Origin of the sequence: Streptomyces sp. NPDC089799 (assembly GCF_040684755.1) — a bacterium.
Taxonomy (GTDB): domain Bacteria; phylum Actinomycetota; class Actinomycetes; order Streptomycetales; family Streptomycetaceae; genus Streptomyces.
In genome coordinates this window covers 56,284-79,228 of sequence record NZ_JBFBGR010000010.1, presented here as the reverse complement: position 1 = coordinate 79,228, position 22,945 = coordinate 56,284, and the positions used below count along the sequence as shown (strand labels likewise).

At 74.7% G+C, this 22,945-nt stretch carries 19 protein-coding genes; 4 read left to right on the top strand and 15 right to left on the bottom strand.

The features are described 5' to 3' along the window. Nucleotides 1–4: 4 nt before the first annotated feature. Nucleotides 5–2,302: a molybdopterin oxidoreductase family protein gene (locus AB0O36_RS13435; protein WP_365108506.1), complete on the bottom strand. Its 2,298-nt coding sequence runs from the start codon at nt 2,300–2,302 to the stop codon at nt 5–7. Beyond that, nucleotides 2,299–3,273, bottom strand: coding sequence for an MFS transporter (locus AB0O36_RS13430; protein ID WP_365108943.1), 975 nt, complete (start codon nt 3,271–3,273; stop codon nt 2,299–2,301). Before AB0O36_RS13430 ends, AB0O36_RS13435 begins: the two co-directional genes overlap by 4 nt. 404 nt (nt 3,274–3,677) lie before the next feature. Here AB0O36_RS13430 and AB0O36_RS13425 point away from each other — a divergent pair, with 404 nt between their 5' ends. Both AB0O36_RS13425 and AB0O36_RS13420 read left to right on the top strand, forming a co-directional pair. Then, entirely contained in the window at nt 3,678–4,841 is a 1,164-nt protein-coding gene (locus AB0O36_RS13425; protein ID WP_365108503.1) for a low temperature requirement protein A, read from the top strand. A gap of 16 nt (nt 4,842–4,857) precedes the next feature. Further along, on the top strand, nt 4,858–6,114 hold the full coding sequence (locus AB0O36_RS13420) for a cytochrome P450 (RefSeq protein WP_365108500.1): 1,257 nt from the start codon (nt 4,858–4,860) through the stop codon (nt 6,112–6,114). Between the two features lie 151 nt (nt 6,115–6,265). Here AB0O36_RS13420 and AB0O36_RS13415 read toward each other — a convergent pair whose 3' ends face one another. Beyond that, complete coding sequence (locus AB0O36_RS13415) at nt 6,266–6,760, bottom strand: DUF5949 family protein (protein WP_365108497.1); 495 nt, start codon at nt 6,758–6,760, stop codon at nt 6,266–6,268. Between the two features lie 57 nt (nt 6,761–6,817). Further along, nucleotides 6,818–7,456 (bottom strand): hypothetical protein, encoded by a 639-nt coding sequence (locus tag AB0O36_RS13410; RefSeq protein ID WP_365108494.1) that lies wholly within the window; start codon nt 7,454–7,456, stop codon nt 6,818–6,820. 223 nt (nt 7,457–7,679) lie between these two features. On the opposite strand from AB0O36_RS13410, the gene AB0O36_RS13405 reads away from it, so the two are divergent. Beyond that, nucleotides 7,680–8,144, top strand: a complete 465-nt coding sequence (locus AB0O36_RS13405) for a DUF6299 family protein (RefSeq protein WP_365108491.1) — start codon at nt 7,680–7,682, stop codon at nt 8,142–8,144. A gap of 75 nt (nt 8,145–8,219) precedes the next feature. Here the strand turns inward: AB0O36_RS13405 and AB0O36_RS13400 are convergent, their stop codons facing one another. The 5 genes from AB0O36_RS13400 to AB0O36_RS13380 all read right to left on the bottom strand — a co-directional run bounded on the left by AB0O36_RS13400 (nt 8,220) and on the right by AB0O36_RS13380 (nt 13,825). Beyond that, nucleotides 8,220–8,387, bottom strand: a complete 168-nt coding sequence (locus tag AB0O36_RS13400) for a hypothetical protein (RefSeq protein ID WP_365108489.1) — start codon at nt 8,385–8,387, stop codon at nt 8,220–8,222. A gap of 190 nt (nt 8,388–8,577) precedes the next feature. Then, nucleotides 8,578–10,650 (bottom strand): SpoIIE family protein phosphatase, encoded by a 2,073-nt coding sequence (locus tag AB0O36_RS13395; protein ID WP_365108486.1) that lies wholly within the window; start codon nt 10,648–10,650, stop codon nt 8,578–8,580. A 53-nt stretch (nt 10,651–10,703) separates the two neighbouring features. Further along, entirely contained in the window at nt 10,704–11,009 is a 306-nt protein-coding gene (locus AB0O36_RS13390; RefSeq protein ID WP_365108483.1) for a hypothetical protein, read from the bottom strand. 12 nt (nt 11,010–11,021) lie between these two features. Further along, on the bottom strand, nt 11,022–12,302 hold the full coding sequence (locus AB0O36_RS13385) for an NAD(P)-binding domain-containing protein (RefSeq protein ID WP_365108481.1): 1,281 nt from the start codon (nt 12,300–12,302) through the stop codon (nt 11,022–11,024). 134 nt (nt 12,303–12,436) lie between these two features. Further along, nucleotides 12,437–13,825, bottom strand: a complete 1,389-nt coding sequence (locus tag AB0O36_RS13380; RefSeq protein WP_365108479.1) for an ATP-grasp domain-containing protein — start codon at nt 13,823–13,825, stop codon at nt 12,437–12,439. A gap of 150 nt (nt 13,826–13,975) precedes the next feature. Here AB0O36_RS13380 and AB0O36_RS13375 point away from each other — a divergent pair, with 150 nt between their 5' ends. Beyond that, the gene (locus AB0O36_RS13375; protein WP_365108476.1) at nt 13,976–15,223 is read left to right on the top strand and encodes a glycosyl hydrolase; all 1,248 of its coding nucleotides are present in this window, start codon (nt 13,976–13,978) and stop codon (nt 15,221–15,223) included. A 34-nt stretch (nt 15,224–15,257) separates the two neighbouring features. On the opposite strand, the gene AB0O36_RS13370 is transcribed toward AB0O36_RS13375, so the two are convergent. The 6 genes from AB0O36_RS13370 to AB0O36_RS13345 form a co-directional block, all read right to left on the bottom strand. Beyond that, nucleotides 15,258–16,400, bottom strand: a complete 1,143-nt coding sequence (locus AB0O36_RS13370) for a GNAT family N-acetyltransferase (RefSeq protein ID WP_365108473.1) — start codon at nt 16,398–16,400, stop codon at nt 15,258–15,260. Then, nucleotides 16,397–17,167 carry a lipopolysaccharide biosynthesis protein gene (locus AB0O36_RS13365; protein WP_365108470.1) on the bottom strand — a complete coding sequence of 257 codons (771 nt, stop codon included), beginning with the start codon at nt 17,165–17,167 and terminating at the stop codon, nt 16,397–16,399. The genes AB0O36_RS13370 and AB0O36_RS13365 overlap by 4 nt, the downstream gene beginning before the upstream one ends. Nucleotides 17,168–17,334: 167 nt before the next feature. Next, nucleotides 17,335–18,504, bottom strand: coding sequence for a glycosyltransferase (locus tag AB0O36_RS13360; protein ID WP_365108940.1), 1,170 nt, complete (start codon nt 18,502–18,504; stop codon nt 17,335–17,337). A 20-nt stretch (nt 18,505–18,524) separates the two neighbouring features. After that, on the bottom strand, nt 18,525–19,304 hold the full coding sequence (locus AB0O36_RS13355; protein WP_365108467.1) for a polysaccharide deacetylase family protein: 780 nt from the start codon (nt 19,302–19,304) through the stop codon (nt 18,525–18,527). Then, nucleotides 19,294–21,447, bottom strand: a complete 2,154-nt coding sequence (locus AB0O36_RS13350; protein ID WP_365108464.1) for a lipid II flippase MurJ — start codon at nt 21,445–21,447, stop codon at nt 19,294–19,296. The genes AB0O36_RS13355 and AB0O36_RS13350 overlap by 11 nt, the downstream gene beginning before the upstream one ends. Continuing rightward, nucleotides 21,444–22,874, bottom strand: coding sequence for an O-antigen ligase family protein (locus AB0O36_RS13345; protein WP_365108937.1), 1,431 nt, complete (start codon nt 22,872–22,874; stop codon nt 21,444–21,446). The genes AB0O36_RS13350 and AB0O36_RS13345 overlap by 4 nt, the downstream gene beginning before the upstream one ends. Nucleotides 22,875–22,945: the final 71 nt, after the last annotated feature.

Genomic DNA, 22,945 nt, shown 5'->3' with positions numbered 1-22,945 from the left:
CGGCTCAGCCCCTCTCGGCCGTGCCACGGCCCTGCGGGGACGTGGGGGGACGCGGATCGGTACGGGAGACCTGGGTCTCCGGGTACGCCTCGTGCCCGGGTGCGGTGGGCGGTGGCGGGACCTCGTCGACCTGTGTGCCGGCCTCGATCCGGGCGGCGCAGACCTTGTATTCGGGGATCTTGGACCGGGGGTCGAGGGCGTCGTTGGTGAGGGCGTTCGCCGCGGTCGGCACGGGCCAGTGGTAGGGGATGAAGACCGTGTCGGGGCGGATCGCCTCGGTGACCAGGGCGGGGAACACCTCGCTGCCGCGGCGGGTGACCACGCGGACGGGGTCGCCGGTGCGGAACCCGTGGGAGGGGTGGACCTCCACCCAGGGGCGCGGGGTCTGCTCGACCAGGGCGCCCAGCCGGCGGGTCTGGTTGCCGGACAGGAAGTGCGCCACGGTGCGGCCGGTGGTCAGGGAGAGGGGGAATTCATCGGAGTAGGGGTCCGCCGGGGGGTGCCATTCGACGACCTGGAGGTGGATCTTGCCGTCGGGGTGGTAGGTGCGGCCGTCCTCGAACAGCCTGGGGGTGCCCGGGTGTTCGGTGGACGGGCAGGGCCAGGCGATGCCCCCGGTCTGCTCCAGGCGCTCGTAGGTGATGCCGTAGTAGTCGTTGACGGTGCCCGCGGAGGCGATGCGGAGTTCCTCGAACACGTCACGGGAGCCGGTGTAGACGAATTTGTCTCCGGAACCCAGCCGTTCGGCGAGTCGGCACAGCACCCAGGTGTCGGTGCGGACCCCTGGGGGCGGTTCCTGGGCCTTGTTGTGCTTGACCACCCGGGCTTCGGCGTTGGCCATGACTCCCTCGTCCTCGGCCCAGGTGGTGACGGGCAGGACGACGTGCGCGTTGGCCGCGGTCTCGGAAAGGAAGAAGTCGAGTTGGACGTGGAATTCGGCGGTGTCGTAGCCCTCCTTCACCACCGCGTAGTGGGGCAGCGAGACGAAGGGGTTGTTGCAGACGCCGATCAGGCCGCGGATCTCCTTCCGCTGCATCTGCCAGACCATCTCCATCATCGAGGTGCCGGCGGCGGGGAGTTCGGACTCCTCGATGCCCCAGATCTCGCAGATCTGGCGGCGGTGTTCGGGGTTGCCGATGGAACGGCCGCCGGGGAGGAGGTCGGACTTCTGGCCGTGCTCCCGGCCGCCCTGGCCGTTGCCCTGGCCCGTGATGGTGCCGTAGCCGGCTCCGGGCTTGCCGATGTTGCCGGTGGCCACGCACAGGTTGATCACCGAGAGGCAGTTCTCGACGCCCTGGGTGTGGTGCTCGATGCCCCGGGCGTGCCAGGCCATGGCCTTGTCCGCGCCCGCGAAGGTCCGGGCGACCCGGACGATCTGTTCGGCGGGTACGCCGCAGATCTCGGCGGCCCGTTCGGGCGGGTACGCGGCGACGGTGTCGCGGACCTCCTCCCAGCCGGTGGTGTGGGCACCGAGGTAGGCCTCGTCGTCGAGTTCCTCCTTGACGACCACGTGCAGGACGGAGTTGAAGAAGGCCGAGTCGGTGCCGGGCCGCAGGGCGACGTGGATGTCGGCCGTGCGGGCGATGGCGGTCTCCCTGGGGTCGACCACGATCAGGGTGGCGCCCCGGTCCCGGGCGCCCCACAGGTACTGGGTCATCACGGGGAAGCACTCGCCGACGTTGGACCCGGCGATCAGCAGGCAGTCGGTGAGGAGGATGTCGGAGAAGGGGTTGCCGGCCCGGTCGATGCCGAAGGCGAGCTTGTTGGCCCCGGCGGCGCTGACCATGCACAGGCGGCCGTTGTAGTCGACGTGCCTGGTCCCCAGGGCGACGCGGGCGAACTTGCCCACCAGATAGGTCTTCTCGGAGAACAGGCTGGCTCCGCCGAGCATGCCGAAGGCGTCGTTGCCGTACTGCTGCTGGATCCGCTTGATCTCGGCCGCGGTGTGGTCGAGGGCCTCATCCCAGGACACCTCGCGGAAGGGCTCGTCACGGGTGCGCCGCAGCAGCGGGGAGGTCAGCCGGTCGGGGTGGTTGACCTGCTGGTAGGCGTTGATGCCCTTGGGGCACAGGCGCATGCGGTTGATGTCGTGGTTGCGCGGTTCCACGCCGAAGACCTTGCCGGCCCGGTCCACCCGCAGGTACATGCCGCACTGGACCCCGCAGAAGCAGCAGTGGGTGGGGACGAGGGTCTCGCCTTCCTGGTCGGCGTGCCACCGGTCGGCCGCGAGGCCGCCCGCGTCGCGGAAGGCCCGGCTTCCGGGCGGGACGACGGCGGGGTCGAGGGGCTGCGGCGCGGTCAATGGAAGCCTTCCTTGACGTGGGTGAGGTAGGCGCTGCCCCGCAGCACCCGTTTGCAGCGGGGGCAGTACTCGGCGAAGGCGTCGAAGCCGAGCTCCAGGTCCCGCATGGTGCCGCGCAGGTTCTCCACGTACGGGGCGGTGTCCACGGGCTCGCCGCAGCGCTTGCAGGCGAAGACCCGTTCGTCCTGCGGGGCGGTGTACTTGAACAGCTGCATGCCGACGGCGGCGGGCCGCTGGACGATGTGGAAGAACTTGCCGAACGGGATGTAGACGAGGGTGAAGACGACCGAGACCATGTGGAGGACCGCGAGGAACTCGTAGCCGCCGCCGTTCAGGAAGATCGAGGAGAAGGTGAGGAGCAGGCCGGTGACCGCGATGACGATCAGCAGGACCAGCGGCAGCAGGTCGTAGGCGAAGCGCTGCCCGGTGATGGCGCCGCGGTCCTTCATCCGCCGCCACAGGAAGTAGCAGGCGCCGGGGATGACCAGGACGGCGGCGAGGTCGAGGCCGTGGAACATGACCCAGCCGAAGAAGTCCAGGGCGTCGAAGCCGAGGACCTTGAACCCCCAGATGCGCATCTCGTAGCCGGGTCCGGAGCCGGTCGGGGAAGTGAAGGTGAACCAGCCCCAGGTGAGCGGGAAGGTGATCACGGCGGCCAGCAGGCAGCCCCAGAAGATCAGCTGGTGGGCGATCCAGCGGGCGCGCGAGCGGGCGCCGAGGAACTTCTGGAAGCCCAGGTAGGTTGCGAGCATCCTCGGCAGGGCGGTGGGCGCCTTCCTGAAGTTGTCCGCCGAGAAGAAGCTGCCGAAGCCCTTCCTGAAGAGCCGGTTGGCGCCGGGGGCGGAGACCCAGACCGTGTAGCGGTAGGCGACGCCGAAGGCCAGGAAGACGGTGGCGACCGCGTACGGCAGGAGGGCGGCGTCGAAGTCGCGCAGGAAGCGGCTGCCCAGCACGATCGCGAGGACGAGCAGGAGGGAGACCGCGGTCCCGGCGAGCGTGGCGCGCGCGGTGAGGGACGCCCCGGCACCCGGACCGGCACCCGGACCCGCGGCCGGACGGTCCGGTGGGCCGGCCGGGTCGGGCGGCGCCTCCGGCAGCGGGGGTACCGGTGGGGGCGGTGGTGCCTGCGGAGGCGGCGGGGCCTGCGGAGGCGCCGCCTCGGAAGGAGGCGGCGCGGCGGCGTTCGGCTCTGTGGGCTCGGACACAGCTCCACGCTAGGCGTTCCCTACCGATTCAGCCCGTTTTGCCCGTTACGCGATGCGGCCGTTCGGGGTCGGTCCGGCACGGGGGCGGAGGGGCCGGATCCCGTCCGCGCGGGGTACGCGGGCCGCGCGCCTCGCCTCGGGGCCGCCCCGCGGCTGCTGTGCTGGGCGGCATGGCGTACGTACAGATGACCGCCCGCAGCCGTGACGAGGCCCATCGGACGGCGACCCCGCTGGAGCTGTTCTTCGACCTGTGTTTCGTGGTGGCCGTCGCCCAGGCCGGTCGGCAGCTGGTGCACGCCCTCGCCGAAGGCCATGTCGCGGCCGGGATCACGGGCTACCTGTTCGTGTTCTTCGGGGTGTGGTGGGCCTGGATGAACTTCACCTGGTTCGCCTCCGCCTACGACGTCGACGACGTGCCGTACCGGATCGCCACGCTGGTGCAGATCGCCGGCGTGCTCGTGTACTCGGCCGGTATCCCCAGGGCCTTCAACGCCAACGACTGGACCGTCGCCGTCCTCGGCTACGTGGTGATGCGGCTGGCCCTGACCGCCCAGTGGCTGCGCGCCGCCTCCGGGGAGACCGGCACGGCCCGGCACTGCGCCCACCTCTACGCGGCCGGGCTGGTGGTCTGCCAGCTGGGCTGGATCGCGCTGCTGTGGGCGCCGGAGGACAGCAAGCGGTGGCTGTTCCTGGTGCTGGTGGCCGCCGAGCTGCTGGTGCCGCTGATCGCCGAGCGGGGCCACCAGACGCCCTGGCACGCACACCACATCGCCGAGCGGTACGGCCTGTTCACCATCATCGTGCTGGGCGAGACCATCGCCGCGGCCACGGTCGCCGTCCAGTCCGCGCTGGACGAGCACGAGGCGCTGGACGAGCTGCTGCCGATCGCCGCGGGCGGGCTGCTGCTGGTCTTCGCGGCATGGTGGATCTACTTCGCGGTGCCCGTGCACGACCGGCTGACCGGCAACCGGGAGGCCATCCCCTGGGGATACGGCCACTTCGTGATCTTCGCGTCGGCGGCCGCCATCGGCGCCGGCATCGAGGTCGCGGTGGAGCACGCCACCGGGGAGGCGCACATCTCCACGGTCGCCGCGAACCTCGCCGTGTGCGTGCCCGCGGCGCTGTACATGGCGTTCGTGTGGCTGCTGCACTCGCGGCACTTCAAGCAGGGCGCGGCCCAGCAGCTGACCCTCCCGGTGTCCGCGGCCGTGATCCTGCTCTGCGCCTGGACGGGCGCGTACGCCGTGCTGTGGACGGGACTGGTGGCCGCCGCCACCGTCGCGGTCGGCGTGACCTTGGCCCACCGGACGCGTTCTGGTCGTCAGGTGAGCTGAGGAGAAGGGGTACGCCATGAGGGTCCCGGCACAGCGGTACGGCGGTCCACAGGACACGGAGGGCGCGGACCTGGCCGACCCGGTGTTCTGGCAACTCCCGCCGGGCGACCGGCTCGCCGCGTTCGCGCGGCTGCGGGCGCTCGACGGGCCCCGCTACTTCGCCGAGGGGCGCGGGCGCGGCCACTGGGCACTGGTCCGGCACGCCGACGTACAGGAGGCCAGCCGGAACCCGAAGGTGTTCGCCAGCTCTCCGGGGGTCACCACCCCGGAGCCGGCCCGCTGGGTGCGGGCGCTGTTCGGGGACTCGATGGTGAACCTGGACGGCGGCGACCACGCCCAGCTGCGCCGGATCGTGCAGCGGGCGTTCACCCCGAGGCTGCTGGCCGCCGCCGAGGCCGACATCCACGCCGTGGCGGCGCGGATCGTCGACGACGTGCTGGCCCGGCGGCCCGAGGAGTTCGTCTCCGCCGTGGCCTCCCGGCTGCCCCTGGAGGTCATCTGCAACATGATGGGCATCCCGGAGCGCCACCGTCCGGAGATCGCCGACCGGGTCAACCACGCCTCGGAGAACATCGGGGTGGAGCGCGGGCTGGCCGACCGGCTGCGGATCCCCGGGCGGGGCCTGCGCGCCCTGGCCCGGATGCAGCGGATGGTCGCGGGCATCGGCCGGGAGCGGCGCCGCAACCCGGCCGACGACCTGATCTCGGCCCTGGTGACCGCCAACGTGGACGGGCAGGCGCTGGGCGCCCGCCAGTTGGGGGCGTTCTTCTCGCTGCTGATGGTGGCCGGTGTGGAGACCACCCGGAACGCGATCACGCACGGGCTGACCCTGCTGACCGACCATCCGGACCAGCGGGAGCTGCTGCTGTCGGACTTCGAGAAGCACGCCGACGGGGCGGTGGAGGAGATGATCCGGCACTCGACGCCGATCATCCAGTTCCGCCGGACCGTACGGGCCGAACACGCGCTGGGCGGCCGGACCTTCGTGCCGGGCGAGAAGGTGGTCCTGTACTACGCCTCCGCCAACCGCGACGAGGCCGTGTTCACCGACCCGGACGCCTTCGACATCACCCGCTCGCCCAACCCGCACCTGGGGTTCGGGGGCGGCGGGCCGCACTTCTGCCTGGGGGCGCACCTGGCCCGGGTGGAGATGAAGGCCCTGTTCCGGGAGCTGCTGACCCGGCCGCGGGACCTGCGCGCGGTGGGGCTGCCGGACCTGGCCGGGTCGAACTTCGACAACCGGGTCCGGACCCTGAGGTTCGCCTTCGAGTGATCCTGCGAGCGGTCCGTTCGAGAGACCCGTCCGGGCGACCTGTCGGGGCAACCTGTTCGGGCGATCCGTTCGGGTGTTCCGGGAGACCGGCCACCGGGCAGGCTGGGAGCCCGGCGGCCGGCGGCCCCGGGGCGGGCGGGCCGGAGCCCGCCTACTTCTGCAGCCGCATCACCCGGAGCACGCAGTGCGCGCTGGAGGTGAGGACGGCCTCGTCACCGGCGTACGCCTGGAGCATCTCGGCGGTCACCGGGCGGCCGGGAACGGCCTCCGGCCAGGCGCGGGTGCCGAAGAGGAAGTACACCTCTCCGTGGTCGTCGGCGGCGGCCACCCACTCCGGCGGGGCGGTGCAGGCGGCATTGAGGCCGGGCAGGGTGAGGGCGATCTGGTCGCCCTCGACCAGCACCTGGACCGGGAAGGAGGAGGGGTTGCGGGTGGCGTCGAGCACCTCGTCCCCGACGGGCAGGCGCATCTCCCGCAGCAGCGCCTCGGCGGCCTTCTCACTGCCTTCCCTGCCCTCCGGGCCGTCGCCGAGCGAATAGGCGAGGAGGTACGGGAGGTCGTGGCCCTCTTCGGGGTCGCCGATCCACGCGAGCACGGAAAGGGTGCCGAGCAGGGACCGGTCGATTTCGGCTTGAGTCGAAGTCATGCGCCGCACCCTAGTGGTCTTTCCCCCACCCCCTTCACGGGCCTTCACCCGGGCGGGCTAGACCGCCCAGAAACCCTCTCCGGATTTCGGCCTGATGTTCGCGTCCTCGTACTGCAGCCGCACGATGCGCGCGTTTTCCGGAATTTCGAACACGACCCATCCCTCCGCCCGGTCACCCGCCGCGGGGGAATCGAAGACGAGCGGTTTGCCCGTGGTGAGCTCGCCGAGCCCGCCGGCGGGCACCGGCGGATGGCGCCGCCCCGCGCTGTCGTGCGCCCACATGCGTCCGAGTGACCCGTACGTCGCGCCGCCCACGTTGACGAAGGACATCCCGGCGGCCACCCAGCGCTTGCCGGCGGGCGGCCCGTACCGCCGGTCCACGCTGACGGCCGGGTCGACGTAGGCGTTGAGCACGGCCCGCAGGTGCCGGCCGAGCTCCCGGCCGTGCACCCGCACCGCGTCCCCGACGTGCGCCTCCGTGCGGCGCGCGGACCCGGAGCCGTCGCCGGGGCCGTCGCCGTCGCCGTCGCCGTCGCCGTCGCCCGGCGCATGGTCGTCCACCGGTACGGCGGGCACGGCGGCCGGGGCCACGGCGCCCTCCCGACCGTCCGTGCAGCCGGTCGCGCCGAGCAGCAGGAGCGGGAACAGGGGCAGCAGGGCGAGGCCGGCGGGCAGGGCGGACGGGAGGCGGGCCATGGCGGGTCCCTTCACGGGCTCAGGGGGCTTCGCAGGGGCTTCGGGGCCCACGAGGGCCACGAGGGCTTCGGGGGGAGGCATTCCGGTCAGTCTCACGCGGCCGAGCGGGCAATTGCACCCAACGACACGAGCGCGCCGGAAGAGCGGCCGGGCTTCGGGCAGCACAATTCTTTGCGAACCACGGAACCACTCTCCGAACCGCTCACGAGACCCCGGAGGATTCATGCGAATTCCCACCGCCTTTGCCGCTTCCCGCCTGGTCCTGGCCGCGGCCTGCGCCGCGGCGGCCGCGATTGTCGTTGCGACCCCGGCGAACTCCGCCGATTTCGGAAATGAGATTTCCGTACAGGAGCAGGGACGCATTGTCGAAGGCGACAGCGTCACCCTTTCCGGGACCTACCGGTGCGTGACGCCGTCACCCTCTGGGGCGGTTCAGATCCAGGCGACGCTCGTCCAGGACGGGTCCCGCCTGTCCTTCGGCGGCGACGAGGCGGTCTGCGACGGCGAGCAGCACCAGTGGTCCGCCACCGGGAAGCTGCGGATGACCCCCGGCGTCCACGCGGGCGCCGCCGGCGCCGAGGCGCGGCTGCAGTCCGCACGGCTCACGAGCGGCGTGTTCCCGCCGGTGTCCGTGTCGCACCTGGCGGCGGACCGGAAGGACGTCGAGCTGGTCGCCCCGGGCCGGTAGCCCGGCGGACACCGGACCGGCCGGGCAGTCGGCCGGACGCCCGGTCCGGACGTCGGGCTGATCGGAAGGAGACGGTCAGGGGCATTCCGGCCCGATCCCGACCATCGACATGAACGCCACCGACCGGCAGGACGGGTCCGCCTGGGGGCGGCCCGTCGCCCGGCCGAGCACGGTCGGCAGGCCGGCCGCGAGCAGGAGGGCAGCGAGGAGGGCGGTGGACGCCCAGCGCTTGGCCGGTCTCATGGCCGCATCGTTCCCATGGCCAGATGGTCGGGCCGCCGTGGGCCGCGCACAAGCGGATGCGTCCACTCGTGTCAGCGCCGCCGGGTGAGGCCCCATGACACGCCGGGGTCGGGCACCCTGCACCGCGCCGGACGCCCGCGCCGATCGCCCCGCACCACGCCCGTGCCCGCACCCGTACCCGCACCCCGCGCTAAACCGGGGCCGGCGACTCGAACTCGCACCACACCGCCTTGCCGTCGCCCCGGGACTCCACGCCCCAGTGCGAGGCCAGCGCGTCCACCAGCAGCAGCCCGCGCCCGGTGGTCGCCGCCTCCCCCGGGGTGCGGCGGCGCGGCCACACGCTGGACCGGTCCTTCACCCACAGCCGGACCTTGCGGACCGGTTCCGGCAGCACCTCCATGGTGAGGACCGCACCGCCGTCCGTGTGCAGCAGGGCGTTGACCAGGAGTTCCCCCGCCGCCAGCTCCACGTCGTCGGCCAGCCCCGGCATGCCCCAGTCCCGCAGCGCCTGGCGCAGCGCGAAGCGGGCCTCGGACAGCCCCTCCGGATCGGCCTGGTGGACGTACTGGTGGATCCGCGGCGCCCGGTGGGTGCCCGGGTCCGGGGCCCGGCGCAGCACCAGCAGGGCCACGTCGTCGCCGGACCCCCAGCGCTCCCACAGCCGGTCCAGCAGGTGGTCCGCCAGCGCGCCCGCCTCCTGCGGACCGGTCCGCACCGCGTGCGCCAGGGCCTCCATGCCCGCCGTGATGGACTCGGCCGGCTCCTCCACCAGCCCGTCCGTGCACAGCACCAGCGTCTCGCCCGGGACCAGGTCCAGCCGGGTCTCGGGGAAGTCCTCCTGGGCGAAGGAGGAGGCGAGGCCCAGCGGCAGGCCGCCGCGCAGGTTGGGCCAGCCGGTACGGCCGTCGGTGTGCCGGATCAGCGGCCCCAGGTGGCCCGCGCGGACCGCCCGTACGCCGCCCGTCTCCAGGTCCACCTGGGCGTACGTACAGGTGGCGAAGCGTTCCGTGTCGAGCTCCGCCAGGAACCGGGAGGCGCGCGCGAGCACGGTGGACGGCGGGTGCCCCTCCCCCGCGTACGCGCGCAGCGCGATCCGCAGCTGGCCCATGATCGCCGCCGCGTGGGTGTCGTGCCCCTGGACGTCGCCCACCACGATCCCGACCCGGTCCCGGGGCAGCGCGATCACGTCGTACCAGTCCCCGCCGACCTCCCGCCCGCTCCACGCCGAGTGGTACCGGACCGCGATCTCCCCGCCGCTGATGTCCGGGATCCGGCGCGGCAGCATGGCCGCCTGCAGGCCGGTCGCGAACTCCCGCTCCTGGTCGAAGAGCAGCGCCCGCTGGAGGGACTGGGCGACGATGCCCGCGAGGCCCAGGGTCAGGTTCCGCTCCTCCGGGGTGAACTCCTCGCGCCGCCGGTAGAAGAGCACCAGCCCGCCGATCGCCTTGGCCTGGGCGATCAGCGGCAGGTAGGCGGCCGCGTCGAAGACGATGGCCCGCAGGTAGTGCTCGATGGTCGGGAACTCAAGCGCCAGCTCGTCCATGGAGGTGACGAACCGCGCCTTGCGGGTCATCACCGCCCGGGACAGCGGGATGTCGTCCTCCAGCCGGGTGAACCGCCGCTCGTTGAGGATGTCCAGGGACTCCCCGCTCAGCGCGATGATCTTCATGGCGCCGTTCTCCACCAGGCCCAGCGCCAGCCCGTCGGCGCCCAGCCGCTCCAGCGCCCCCGCACCGGTCAGCACCGCCGTGACGTCGTCCACGGTCACCGCCCGGGACAGCGCCTCGGTGGTCCGCTGGACGATCGTGGTCTGCTTGGCCCGCGCCGACTCCAGCTTCCGCAGCAGCTCGGAGTGGGCGAGCTCGGCGCGGGCGTCCCGGACCACCGCGACGATCCGCCGCGCCGTGCCGGCCTCGTCCCGGATGATCCGGCCCTGGGTGTGCGACCACTGCTCCACGCCGTCCCGCCGGAGCACGGTGAAGTACGCGCCGTACGACTGCTCCCCGCCCTCCAGGGCGGCCCGGGCGACCTCGCCGAGCCGGGCGGCGTCCTCCTCCGGGACGTGCCGGCCCAGGCCCTCCGGGGTGCCGTCGAACTCCTCCGGGGTGAGGTCGAAGACCACCATCCCGGACGCGTCGACGACCACCCGTCCCGTCGTGAGGTCCCATTCGAAGCTGCCCATGCCGTTGAGGGCCAGCCGCTCACCGGGGCCGGTGACCGCGCCCGGGCCCGGGCCCGGCGCACCGTGCGCCTCCGCTGCCATGGGGCACCACCTCGGGGTCGGTCAGGGGTCGGTCCTGCCAGGGGTCGGGCCCGTCAGGGGCCGGGCCAGCACGGCTTCGAGATCAGCCGCTCCCACTCCTCGTCAGGATGCCCCGGAAGAGTGCGCCCGGCCTCTCGCCAGCGCTTGACGAGGGACAGGTAGATCGCGGGGGCGGTCGAGACCGCGGAGGGGAAGGGCCCGGCCGTACGGTCCCGGTCGCGGTCCCGGTCGCGGTCGTACGGGGAGGCATGGGCGGGGGCCGCCCCCGGGGGCCCCGGTGCGGGGGCCACCGGCGGCTGTTCCGCCCGGCTCGCGGGAATGCGGACCCAGCCGCGCCCCTGTGCTCGCTCCCGGCTCATCACGGACCCCTCTCACCGCTGCACCGTCGACAGGCCGTCCAGATCGTCCTGGGCGTCCGCCGTCCGCCGCCACCCGGGGCGACCCGGCTGCGGGACCCGGGCGCCGAGACGCCGGCGGACTCCTGCCACCAGTTTCCCCGCAGTGAAGCCCGCGCCGTGCACGAATCGCATGGAAGGGCCGAACGAGGGAGCCGTCAGCAGCCCCGCGAAGAACAGTCCGGGGTACGAGGACTCGAACCACGGGCTCAGCTCCGGGGTCCGGCTCCGCCCGACCGTGCGCAGGCCCGTGCGCAGCCCGCCCTCCAGCAGGCCCAGCCGGGCCAGGTCCGGGGTGAAACCGGTCGCCGCGATCACGTGCGCGGCATCCAGGGCGACGCTCCCCCCGTCGGGCGCGGTCAGGCACAGCCGGGTGCGGGCGCCCGCCGGCTCCGCCCGGCGCAGGCCGTGCCCCAGCAGGGCGGGGACCCGGCCCTCGAAGCGTTCCCGCAGCCACCAGGCCCCGGCCGGGCCCAGTGCGGTGGCGGCGATCCGCTCGCGGGTGGCGGCCGGCAGCCGGCGCACCGCCCAGGGCAGCTCGGACCAGGCCCAGCTGCGCCAGCCGGTGCCGAGGCCGCTGTGCGGGGCGCGCAGGGCCCGCAGCGGCGGGCGGTCCAGCGGCTGGGGCACGGTGTTCCAGTTCAGCCGGTGCCTGCGGGCCACCAGGGTGGGCCGGGCGCCGGCCTCGGCGAGCAGCACGGCGGTCTCCAGCGCGGCCTGGCCGGCGCCCAGCACGGCCACGTCCGCCCCGGCGAACCGGCCGAGGTCACGGTGGGCGCTGCTGTGCGAGGCGTGCCCGGGCGGCAGCCCGTCGAGCGGGGCCGGCAGGTTGGTGAACGGCATCACCCCGACGGCCAGGGCGACCGTACGGGCGTGCAGGACCCCGCCGTCGTCGGTGCCGATCCGGAAGCCGGCGCCGTACGGGGTCACGGTGGTGACGGTCCGCTCCTCCACCTCCGGCCCGGCCCGCCCGGCGAACCACAGTCCGTACGCGCTGAACGTACCGATCGGCAGCGGGTGGCCGTGCGCGGCCGGGATCCCCCGGCTGCGGCAGTACTCGGCGAGGGTGTGGCGGCCGCCGGGTGCCGACAGGTCGGACGACCAGGGCTCCGACTTGAGGTACATGCCGTCGGGCATGTGGTCCCGCCAGGAGGCCATCGGCCGGCCGAGCACCCGGACGCCCAGTCCGGCTCCGGCCGCGTGGGCGGCGATCGACAGTCCGTACGGCCCTGCGCCGATCACGAGGAGATCGTCCATGTGCGTCACGCTTCTCCCCTTCCGTGCGGGCCTCCCGTTCACTCCGGCACGGCTGCACATCCCTCGCCCGAGTGACCCCCTGTTGTGTGAATCCCCTGCTGTCGTGTGGATCCCCCGACGAAGCGGCTCACGGCCTAGCGGCGGGCGACGAGGTCCTCCGGGGAGGGCAGGTCGGCCAGGTCGCCGTCCCCGTCGCGCTGGCGCGGCGCCCGGACCACGGCGCGCGCCGTGCGGCGGCCGCGCGCCGGGACGCCCCGCAGCGCGTTCCACAGCCCGTACGCCCCCTTCCGCGCGCCGCGCCCCAGGAACGCGGCGCCCATCGCCACGCAGGGCGCGGGGTCGTCGGACGCGAACCAGGCGGTCTCGGTCCCCCGGCCGGGCTCCCGCCCCGGCGGCCGGGCGGGCGGGCGGGCCCCCCGCAGTGCCGCCAGCAGGGCGTAGTTCTCCACCACGAAGACCCGGCCCGGCCCGCCCCGGTGCTCCGTACGGCCCTCCTGCCCGGCCTGCCCGGCCTGCCTGCCCTGCCCGGCCTGCCTGCCCTGCCCGACCTGCCCGACCTGCCCGGTCAGGTCCAGGTACAGCGCCTGCACCACGTCGAGCCCGGAGGCCGCCGTGAACAGCCGGAACTGCGCGCCGGGCCGCGGGTTGAAGTCCACCAGCCGGAAGCGGCCGTGCTCGTCCCGGCGGAAGTCCAGGTCCAGGATCCCCTGGTAGCCGAGCTGTTCGGCGAGCCGCAGGCCCGCCTCCTCCACCGCCGGGTCGGGCAGCCAGCGCCCCACCGCCGTCAGCCCCGTGCGGACCGGCCAGGAGAGTTCCTTGCGGCCCGACCCGGTGAGCAGCGGCCGCCCGCCCCGGGTGAAGCAGCCGTGGAAGAACCAGTCGGTGTCGGGTCCGGCCGGCAGGAACCGCTGGAGCAGCAGCCGGCTGCCCGCCTCCGCCGACCGCCCGTACAGCTCGCGGGCCCGTGCCGCGGAGTGCACCAGGGTGGTGCTGCGCAGGCCGCCGCCCGGGGGCAGCAGCCAGGGCCGGCTCCACTTCGCCACGACCGGCAGGCCCAGCCGCCACACGGCCTCGGTGACCTCCGCCGCGCTTCCCGGCACCGCCGTCTCGGGGTGGGGCACGCCCAAACGGTGGCAGAGACCGGCCAGTTCGGCCTTGTCGGCGACCCGCTCGGGGAGTCCGTCGGGCTGGTGCGGGATCCGGAACCGGCCCTCCAGCCGGGCCGCCATCCGGGACACCTCGATCGCGCTCAGGTCGTCCATCGCGACGAGCACCGCCGGCCGGCCGATCCGTTCGGAGACCCCCGTCAGGCAGTCGAGCAGGCCTGCAGGACCTGACGGACCGGCATGGACCGCGTGCAGGTACCGGGACCGGCCCACCGGCCCGCCCCCGGCCTCCACGACCGCGTGGACCTCCACGCCCCGGCGGCCCAGGGAGCGGACGGCACCGAGCGTCCCGTGGTGGAAGGGGTTCCGGTCGAGCCGGAGCAGGACGGCGGGCACTTGCGGGGTGAACACGTGCATGGGAACGGGGTCTTTCACCTAGTCGGACCAAGCGGGGGGGCGTGCGCAGCTGCGAATGGCCTACCAGCCGGGCATCGGACAGGCCGTTCATCGGATGAGCTGCCTAACGTCGTGTGCAAGCACACCGATTCGGGAATCCCGGGAGACGCCATGCCCAGACCGCGCCGCAGAGTGGCCAGTGCCGGCATCGGTGCCGTCACGGCAGGGCTGCTGCTCGCCTCCGGCGCCGCCTTCGCGGCACCGGAACAGGAGGACTCCGGGGACACCGGCATCGCCATGGGCGCCTACCTGGACTACGGCCCGGAGGGCGTGGCCCGCATCCCCCAGCTGTCGCGCTGGCTCGGCGGCCGGGAGATCCGGGTGGGCCACACGTACCTCCCCGGGGACCGGTGGTCGAACATCGAGGGCGCGCCGGACTTCCTGGAGGACTGGGCCGCGTGGCGGCGCGGCGACCCGGACCGGATGTTCGTCCTCAACGTGCCCATGCAGGAGCGCAACGAGTCCCGGGTGCCCGACCACCAGGTCGCCCAGCTGATCAGGGCGGGCGCCCAGGGGTACTACGACCAGCACTTCAAGACCCTCGCGCAGCGGCTGGTGGACCTCGGCGTCCCGGACACGGTGATCGTGCTGGGCTGGGAGATGAACGGCGTCACCTACACCCACCGGTGCGCGCCGGACCCGGAGAACTGGAAGCGGTACTGGCGGCGGATCGTCACCGCGATGCGCTCGGTGCCGGGACAGGAGTTCCGCTTCGACTTCGCCCCGAGCCGCGGCACCGACGCGATCGGCTGGGACCGCTGCTACCCCGGCGACGACGTCGTGGACGTGATCGGGATGGACTCCTACGACCAGGCGCCCGGCCGCACCTTCGACGAGATGATCAGCCAGCCGTACGGCCTCCAGGACCATGTCGATTTCGCGAAAGCACACGGCAAGCGGATCTCTTACCCGGAATGGGGCCTGTTCCGCTACGGGGACAACCCGGAGTACATGCGGCGGATGCTCCAGTGGATCGACGAGCACAAGCCGCTGTACCACACCATCACGGACTACTGCCCGCACGGCGTCTGGCAGTGCGCGGCGAACCCGCAGTCCGCAAAGGTGTTCCGGGACGCGCTGACGACGCTGCCTCGGCCGGTGCCCACTCCCGCGGAGCCCACTCCCACTCCGGCCGAGCCGAAGCCCTCCCCGGACGTCCCGGGGCCGGGACCGGAGCCGTCCCCCGACACCCCGAAGCCCTCCCCCGACGTCCCCGAGCCGAGCCCGGACCCGACGACCCCGCGGCCTCCGGTCAACAGCACCGAGTGGTGCCTCCCGCTCAACTTCGGCGACTGGCTCGGCCAGTTGCTCGGGAAGAAGTCCCTCTGCGTGAAGTTCGACTGGACCTGGCCCTTCTAGGACGGGCCGCGGGCACCGGACGGTCACCGGACGGTCACCGGACCCGCAGCTCGTTCAGCCGGGCCCGCCAGTCCCGGGCGGCCGGCAGGGCCTCCCGCAGCACGCCCACCGCCCGCTCGCGTCCCGTCACCTGCGACTCGTGCAGCCGCAGCAGGGGCGCGAGCGGTGCCGTGGCCAGCAGCAGCCGCCGGTTGACCACCACCTCCGGCCGCCAGTGGTTCTTGTACGGCTCGGTCCCGCGCAGGAAGCTCACCACCTCCCGCCCGTCCGCCAGCGCCCGCTGCGCCTCGTGCCGCAACAGCACCGAGGCCACGTCCACCTTCCTGGCCCGCAGTTCGGGATCGGCCCCGTAGAGGTACCCGCCGCTCAGCCCGGCCGACAGCAGGGTCACATTGGCCGCGACCACCTTGCCGTCCAGCCGGAACTCGGTCAGCCGGCCCTGTCCGGTGCGCACCATCCGCCGGGTGGCCCGGGTCAGGTGCTCGGCGAACCGCGGCTTCAGGTGCTCCGGCGTCACCCCGCGGCCGCGCCACTGCTTCTCGTGCAGCCGCAGCAACGACCGCACCGCGCGCGGCACTTCGTGCTCGGTGACCTCGTGCTCCTCCAGTCCGGCCGCGTCGGCCTTGCGCAGCTTGGCGCGCACCCGCTGCGCCCCGGCCGTCGGCATCCGCCTGACCAGCTCCTCGAAGGGCAGCACCGGCAGCTCCATGCAGGCCGAGTCGGCCAGCTCGGTGCGCGGCCCCTCCCACATCCCGAACAGCCGCTCGGCCGCGGCCCCGGGCCGCACCTCCCGCAGGTCGACGACCGCGCCCCGGGCCGCCCGGTGCAGGCCGCGGGCGAGCGCGGGCAGCACGGCCTCCTCGTGCGCGGCGTCCACCAGCACGTCGGAGTAGTCGGTGATCCCGCCGCCGAGCGGGACCAGCAGCGGCATCGGCCGGTGCACGAGCATCAGCGGGGCCGCGCCGACCAGTTCGCCGTCGCGCCGCACCAGGACGATGCGCAGCCGCCCGTCCCTGCCGTACGACAGCCACCAGGAGTGCAGCCAGGCGTGGCTCTGGAAGGGGGTGGCGGCGGGACAGGCGCGCACGAGCCGGTTCCAGGGCTGCTCCAGCCCGGCGAACTGCCGGGGGTCGCGGCACAGCGTCACCGTCAGGGCCCCGGCGGAGCCAGTGGTCATCGCGCCCGCTCCTTCTCCCGCGCGGTCGCGGCGCCGGCCGCCTCGCCCTGGGCGGGCAGCGGCGCGTACGCCCCCTCCGCGACGGCCCCGGCCGCCGCGGGCGCACCGGGCTCGGCCCATTCCTCCGTACGCCGCCGGCCGCCCGGCCGGGCCAGCAGCCACAGGCCGCCGGCCAGCCCGCCCGCGCAGAGTCCGACGGCCCCGCTGATCGGGGCGGACGGGGAGACGGGCTCGGTGGGCGCCATGGCCTGGCTGAACAGCAGCAGCCGTACACCGGTGTTCTTCGCGGCCTGGTTGCCGGTCAGGGTCAGCGCGTCGGCGACGGCGTTGGCGATGTCGGCGGCCTTCGCCGGGCGGGGCGAGGTACCGGTGATCGCGATCATCGGGGACTCGGGGGAGGTCTCCGCCCGCACCCGGGTGCGCAGCTGCCGCTCGTCGAGCCCGGCCCTCGGCCGGGCCTGCGCCAGGGTCGCGGTGCCGGTCGCGATCCGCGCGTACGCCTGGGCGAACCCGAGCGCGGTGGCCGGGTCGGTGGTGTCGTCCGGCACCGCCACGATGTAGCTGGTGGCGGCGTACTCGGGGGTCTTGAGCACCCCGTACGCGCCGCCGGCCGCCAGCCCCAGCAGGGCGCAGGCGGGCAGCGGCCACCAGGCGGGCGGCGGGAACAGGCGGCCCCGCGCCCCGCGCGGGCCGCCCTTGCGCCGGCCGGTCCGGGACGGGGGTCCGTCCGGTCCGCCGGCTCGCTGGTGGTCGGAGGTCTCGGCCATCTCCGTGCTCACTTCCTCGTGTGCTCGTGGTCCTCGTGTGCTCGTGCTCGTGCAGGCGCGTTCACGCCCGTGTTCGTGCCGGTGCCGGTGCCGGAGCCCGTGTTCGTGCCGGTGCCGGAGCCCGTGTCCGGCCGCCGTCGGCGGCGGCCGCCGACCGCCCGGGCCGCTCAGACCTGCGCCGGCACCCCCGGCGGACGGCTCCGGGTCAGCGCCTGGGCGTAGACGCCCAGCAGCTGTTCCGCGCTGCGGCTGATGTCGTAGCGGCGCACCACCGGGGGCGGCGGCAGCCGGGTCGCACCGGCCTCCATGTGCCCGCGCAGCGCCGCGACCAGCTCCTCGGTGCCGGTGCCGATCCGGCGGGCGCCGGGGGCCTCGGCGGCGGGCAGGTCGTCGATGGCCGGGCAGGTGACGTGCAGCACCGGCAGTCCGGCGGCCAGCGCCTCGACCACCGCCAGCCCGAACGCCTCCTCCCTGGAGGGGGAGACGAACACGTCCATCGCGGCCAGCAGCGCCGGGATGCCGGGCGTCCGCCCGTCCGCGCTGTCCCCCAGCGGGTCCCGCTCGCCCAGCAGGTGGATGCGGTTCTGCGCGCCCAGTTCGGCGGCCAGCCGGCGCAGCGCCGGGCGCTCGGGCCCGTCACCGGCCAGCAGCAGGTGCGCCCCGGGGAGCGCGGCCACCGCCCGGACCAGTACGTCGAACCGCTTGCCGGGCACCAGCCGGCCGACGCCGCCCGCCACGAAGGCCCGTTCGGGCAGCCCGGTACGGGCCCGGGTGGCCCGCCGTACCGCCGGGTCGAAGCGGAACCGCACGGCCTCGATGCCGTTGGGGACCACGTGCACGCGGGCCGCGGGCACCCCCCACCCCTCCAGCCGGCCGGCCACGGTGTCGGACACGGCGACGGTGGCCGCGCCCAGGCGTTCGCTGGCCAGGTAGAGCGCCCGCACCCCGCCCGACAGCGGGCGGCCCTCGATCTCGGCCTCGCCGAGCGAGTGCTCGGTGGCGACCGTGGCGCCCACCCCGGCGAGCCGGGCCGCCAGCCGCCCGTACACGCAGGCCCGGTAGAGATGGGTGTGCACCAGGTCGTAGCCGCCCCGCCGGATGAACCGGACCAGCCGGGGCAGCGCCCGCAGGTCGCGGTTGCCGTGCATGCCGAGGTGGACCACGCGGACGCCGTCCGCGCGCAGCCCGTCGGCGACCGGGCCCGGATTGGTCAGGGTCAGTACGTCGCACTGCATCGGCAGGTGCCGCAGCAGCAGCCGCAGCTGCTGCTCGGCGCCGCCGACGCCCAGTCCGGTGATGATGTGCAGCGCCTTGGCCGAGCTCACCGAGCCCACCATGGCCGCCCCGCCCGGGGGCGTCACGGGAACACCGTCCGGCTCAGTTCCCGCACCTGGTGCCGGAGCCGTTTGACCCGCAGCCGGCCGGGCCCGTCGGCCTGGCTGACGTGGGTGCGCGGCATGGCGTACGGGCCGGACAGCCGGCCGGGGACGATGGCGCAGGCGTAGTGGTACCCGGCCGCCCGGGCGGCGGTGAGCACCCGGCGGTCGAAGCTGCCGTAGGGGTAGCAGAAGCCCTCCGGGAGCCGGCCGGTCAGCTCGCGCAGCAGCTCGCGGCTGCCCCGCAACTCCTGCCGGAGCTCGTCGTCGGCGCAGGTGGTGAGGTGCCGGTGGACCAGGCCGTGTGAGCCGATCTCCATCCCGGCCCCGGCGGCCGAGCGGATGCCCTCCGCGGACAGCAGGGGCTTGCGCGGTCCCAGCGGGTCCCAGACGTTGTCCACGCCGAGCCGGCCGGGCAGCACGAACAGGGTGGCGGTGCAGCCGTGCCGCTGCAGCAGCGGCAGCGCCTGGGTGAGGAAGTCGGTGTAGCCGTCGTCGAAGGTGAGTCCGACGAGTCCGGCGCCCCGGCCGGCCTTCCGGGCCCGGCGCAGTTCGCCCACGGACACCCCGTGCAGGCCGCGCGAGCGCAGCCAGCCCAGCTGGGCGTCGAGCGTGCGGGGGGTGACGGTGATCCCGTACGGGTCCTCGGCGGGGTCGGTGAACTCGTGGACGGAGTGGTACATGAGGACCCAGGGCGCGGCGGTGCGCCGTCCGGGCCGGTCCGGTGCGGCGGGCGGGGCCGTGTCGGTGTCAGCGAACATGGCGGAACCTCGAGGTGAGCTGGGCGATCTGGGCGGGCAGGGCGGTCACTTCGAGCGCCCGTATGGCCATGCCGGTGGCGGCGAACATGGCCGGGATCAGGAGGCAGCCGAGGGCGGCGCTGAGCAGCGGGTCGGGGATCATCGGCCCGGCCAGCCAGCCGGTGGCGCAGGCCGCCGCCGCGGCGACGGAGAGCCGGCCCAGGCTGATGGCGACCCGGCGGACCTGGATGGCGATGATCCGGGAGCCGAGGCCGGTGAGGAGCAGCGCGGCGGTGGTGGAGATGCCGGCGGCGTTGGCGGCGGCGATGCCGTACGTGCCCCACCAGCCGGCGGCGAAGGCGCCCGCGACGACGTTGACGAGCAGGCCGCCGCCCATGGCCAGGGCGGGGAACCAGGTGGGGCGGTCGGAGGAGAAGAACGGCCGGGACAGCGCGCCGACCAGGCAGTGGCCGAGCAGGCCCAGGCCGTAGACGCGCATCACGGCGGCGGTGGCGAGGGTGTCCTCCCGGGTGAACGCGCCGCGCTCGAACAGCACCTGGATGATCTGCGGGGCGTAGCCGATGACCAGCGCGGTGCCCATGAGGACGGCGAGCGAGGCGAGCGCGAGGTCCTGCTCGACCCGTCGCCGTGCCTTCTCGCGTTCGCCGCCGGCCACGGCCTGGGCGACCACCGGGAAGGTGACCGTACAGATCATCAGGGACAGCACCATCGGCATCTGCGCGACCTTCTGCGCGTAGTTGAGGTGCGAGATGGCGCCGGGCGGCAGCGAGGCGGCGAGGAAGCGTTCGACGAGGACCTGGGACTGCCGGAACACGGCGAAGAAGATGACCGGGGCGATCATCCCGAAGGCGATCAGGGTGGGCCGGTCCCGCTCCCGGTCATGGCGGTTGCGGCGGTCGCGGCGGGCATGGCCGTCACGGCGGTCACGGCGGCGGCCGCGCCGCCCGGGAACGCCGAAGCCGACGTGCCGGACGAACGCGGGGAGTTGCACGAGCACCATCAGCAGCCCGCCGCAGGCCACCCCCAGGGCCGCGGCCCGCACCCCCCACACCCGGTGCAGGACGACCATCGTGCCGATGATGCCGATGTTGTACGAGACGTAGATCGCGGCCGGGGGCAGGAAGGAGCGGTGTGCGCGCAGGGCGGCGCTGAAATACCCGGCCACGCCGAAGGTGAGCACGGTCAGGGCGGTCAGCCGGGTGCACTGCACGGCCAGTTGCGGATCGGGCAGGCCGGGGGCGAGCACGCCGACGACGAGGGGCGCGGCGACCACCAGCAGGGCGGCGACCGCGGCGAGGAACACCAGCAGCCGCGGCAGGGTGGCCCCGACCAGCAGCCGCACCGGGTCCCGGTCGCGCGCCTCCCGGCGGCTGAGCCCGGACCGGGCGGCGGACCGGCGGGTGAGGGCGTGGCTGAACGCGGGCACCATCAGCAGGGCCATGGCGTCCTCGATGAGCAGCGTGGACGCCATCTCGGGGACGGTCCAGGCGATCAGGAAGGCGTCGCTGTCGTGCCCGGCGCCGAACAGGTGGGCGATGGTCTGGTCGCGCACCAGGCCGAGCACCGCCCCGGCGGCGGTCAGTCCCGCGGTGACCGCGGCGGCCTTGGCGAGGAACCGCCCCAGTGGCACACCGCTGCCCGGCGGCTTCGCCTGCGGCGCCTCCGGCCCCGCCTGCTCCGCGCCGGCGGGCCCGCCCTCGGCGGGCCCCGCCACGCGCAGGCGGGTGTCTCCCGCGGTCCGGTCCGCGCGCAGCACCGATGCCCGCGCCCGCCCGGCCGTCGGCCCCGGCGCACCGGCCGCCCAGGGCGCGGCCCCGCCGCCCACCGCCTCGGCCGCCGGGACGGCCGACCCGGAAACCGGGGCCGCCGGAGCACCCGCCCCGGCGGCGGCCGCCGTACCGGGAACACCGGTCCCCGGAAGGGTCGGTGGGGCCGTACCCGGGTGTCCCCGGCCCGGGGCCGGCCCGCCGGGGGGCGGGTCCGCCGGGGCGGGTGCGTCCGCCCGTGCGCCGGCCGCGGCCGGCGGAGGCGACGGCGGGGACACGGCGGGAGCGGCGCCGTCCGACGGGGCCGGGGGACGCCCCGCAGCCGCGGCGAGTCCGTTCGCCGCGGCTGCGGGCCGCCAGGGCGTGGTATCCGTCACCGGCCGGCCGCACCCTCACGGGCGACCGCGCCCGGGACCCGGCCGACGGCCGCCGGGGCCGGCACCGCCGGGCCCCCGGGCCTGCCCGTGGCGTCCGGACCGGCGGGGGCCGCCCCGGACCCGTACGCCCGGGTCCCGAACGTCCCGGTCCCGAACGTCCCGGTCCCGACAGCCCACCAGGCCGCGAGGCCGATGATCACACCGGTCAGCACCGTGGAGGGCCCGCCGATGTCGGCGTACAGGAAGTCGGTGGTCTGCCAGACGAAGAGCCCGACCGCGATCAGCCCGCAGTCCCGGGCCGTCCGGGGCGCCGCGCCCCGGACCAGGACCCGGCGGATCCCGGCCACCAGCAGCACCGCCCAGCCACCCGCCAGCGCCACCAGGCCCACCAGCCCCTGCTCGCTCAGCACCAGCAGGTACATGTTGTGCGGGGACAGCAGCGGCTGCCGGAGGTATCCGCGCCCCGCCCCCGCCGTGTCGCTGCCGGAGGACAGGCCCAGCGAGGAGTGCCCGTCCCGGTTCGCCGGGAAGCCCTTGAGGCCCACCCCGGTGGCCGGCCGCTCCCGCCACATCGAGGAGGCCGCCGCCCACATCGTGTACCGGTCCGTCACCGACTGGTCGGGCGCGCTGGAGACCTGCGTGATCGAGGCGAGGCGTTCGGCCATCATCTCGGAGCCCACCCCGAAGCCGCCCACCAGGACGACCCCGGCGGCGGTCAGCGCCACCAGCACCTTCAGCGCCCGCCGGACCCCCGCGAGCAGCATCACCACCAGCCCCGCCACGACCGTCGCGATCCACGCGCCCCGGCTGAAGGACAGCACCAGCGGCACCACCAGCAGCACCGCCGCGGCCACGGCGGCCCGCCGGGCCCGCCGGCCGCTGCCCGGTGCGAGGGCCACCGCCGTCGCGGCGATCAGCCCGTACGCCACCACCGTGGCCATGCCCATCACGTCGCCGGGCCCGAAGGTGCCCACCGCGCGGATGTCCTCGCCCTGGTACGAGGCCCCCGTCCCGGTCGCGTACTGGACCACACCCACCGCGCCCTGCACCAGCGCCAGCACCACGAAGCACCCCACGGCCAGCCGGAACTGCCGCGCCTCGCGCACCAGCAGCACCACCGCGCCCGGCACCAGCACGAACACCTGCAGGTAGCGCACGAAGCCGGGCAGGGCGGCGGCCGGGTCCCCGGCGGTGACGGTGGCCACCGCCAGGCCCACCGCCGGCACGCCCAGCACCAGCGCGCCCAGCAGGCTCAGCCGGCCCGTCTCCCCGCGCAGCGCCCGTACCGCGCAGACCGCCACCAGCAGCAGCGAGGCGGTGTCGGCGGGGGTGACCTTGCCGGAGGCGGTGACGTCACCGGCCGGCAGCGGGGCGACGAGCAGCAGGACGGTGGCCGCGAGCGGCAGCAGCGGCCAGTCCCGGAGCAGCGCGTCCCGGAAACGGCGACCCCGGCGGTGACGGTGGGGCGGCCGCGGCCGCGACGGACCCGTCGGCGGCG

Bases quoted from the DNA above. Each gene is read 5' to 3' on its own strand.
- AB0O36_RS13425 (WP_365108503.1), top strand. From the start codon at position 3,678: ATGGCGTACGTACAGATGACCGCCCGCAGCCGTGACGAGGCCCATCGG.
- AB0O36_RS13420 (WP_365108500.1), top strand. From the start codon at position 4,858: ATGAGGGTCCCGGCACAGCGGTACGGCGGTCCACAGGACACGGAGGGC.
- AB0O36_RS13415 (WP_365108497.1), bottom strand. From the start codon at position 6,760: ATGACTTCGACTCAAGCCGAAATCGACCGGTCCCTGCTCGGCACCCTT.
- AB0O36_RS13410 (WP_365108494.1), bottom strand. From the start codon at position 7,456: ATGGCCCGCCTCCCGTCCGCCCTGCCCGCCGGCCTCGCCCTGCTGCCC.
- AB0O36_RS13405 (WP_365108491.1), top strand. From the start codon at position 7,680: ATGCGAATTCCCACCGCCTTTGCCGCTTCCCGCCTGGTCCTGGCCGCG.
- AB0O36_RS13400 (WP_365108489.1), bottom strand. From the start codon at position 8,387: ATGAGACCGGCCAAGCGCTGGGCGTCCACCGCCCTCCTCGCTGCCCTC.
- AB0O36_RS13395 (WP_365108486.1), bottom strand. From the start codon at position 10,650: ATGGCAGCGGAGGCGCACGGTGCGCCGGGCCCGGGCCCGGGCGCGGTC.
- AB0O36_RS13390 (WP_365108483.1), bottom strand. From the start codon at position 11,009: ATGAGCCGGGAGCGAGCACAGGGGCGCGGCTGGGTCCGCATTCCCGCG.
- AB0O36_RS13385 (WP_365108481.1), bottom strand. From the start codon at position 12,302: ATGGACGATCTCCTCGTGATCGGCGCAGGGCCGTACGGACTGTCGATC.
- AB0O36_RS13380 (WP_365108479.1), bottom strand. From the start codon at position 13,825: ATGCACGTGTTCACCCCGCAAGTGCCCGCCGTCCTGCTCCGGCTCGAC.
- AB0O36_RS13375 (WP_365108476.1), top strand. From the start codon at position 13,976: ATGCCCAGACCGCGCCGCAGAGTGGCCAGTGCCGGCATCGGTGCCGTC.
- AB0O36_RS13370 (WP_365108473.1), bottom strand. From the start codon at position 16,400: ATGACCACTGGCTCCGCCGGGGCCCTGACGGTGACGCTGTGCCGCGAC.
- AB0O36_RS13365 (WP_365108470.1), bottom strand. From the start codon at position 17,167: ATGGCCGAGACCTCCGACCACCAGCGAGCCGGCGGACCGGACGGACCC.
- AB0O36_RS13360 (WP_365108940.1), bottom strand. From the start codon at position 18,504: ATGGTGGGCTCGGTGAGCTCGGCCAAGGCGCTGCACATCATCACCGGA.
- AB0O36_RS13355 (WP_365108467.1), bottom strand. From the start codon at position 19,304: ATGTTCGCTGACACCGACACGGCCCCGCCCGCCGCACCGGACCGGCCC.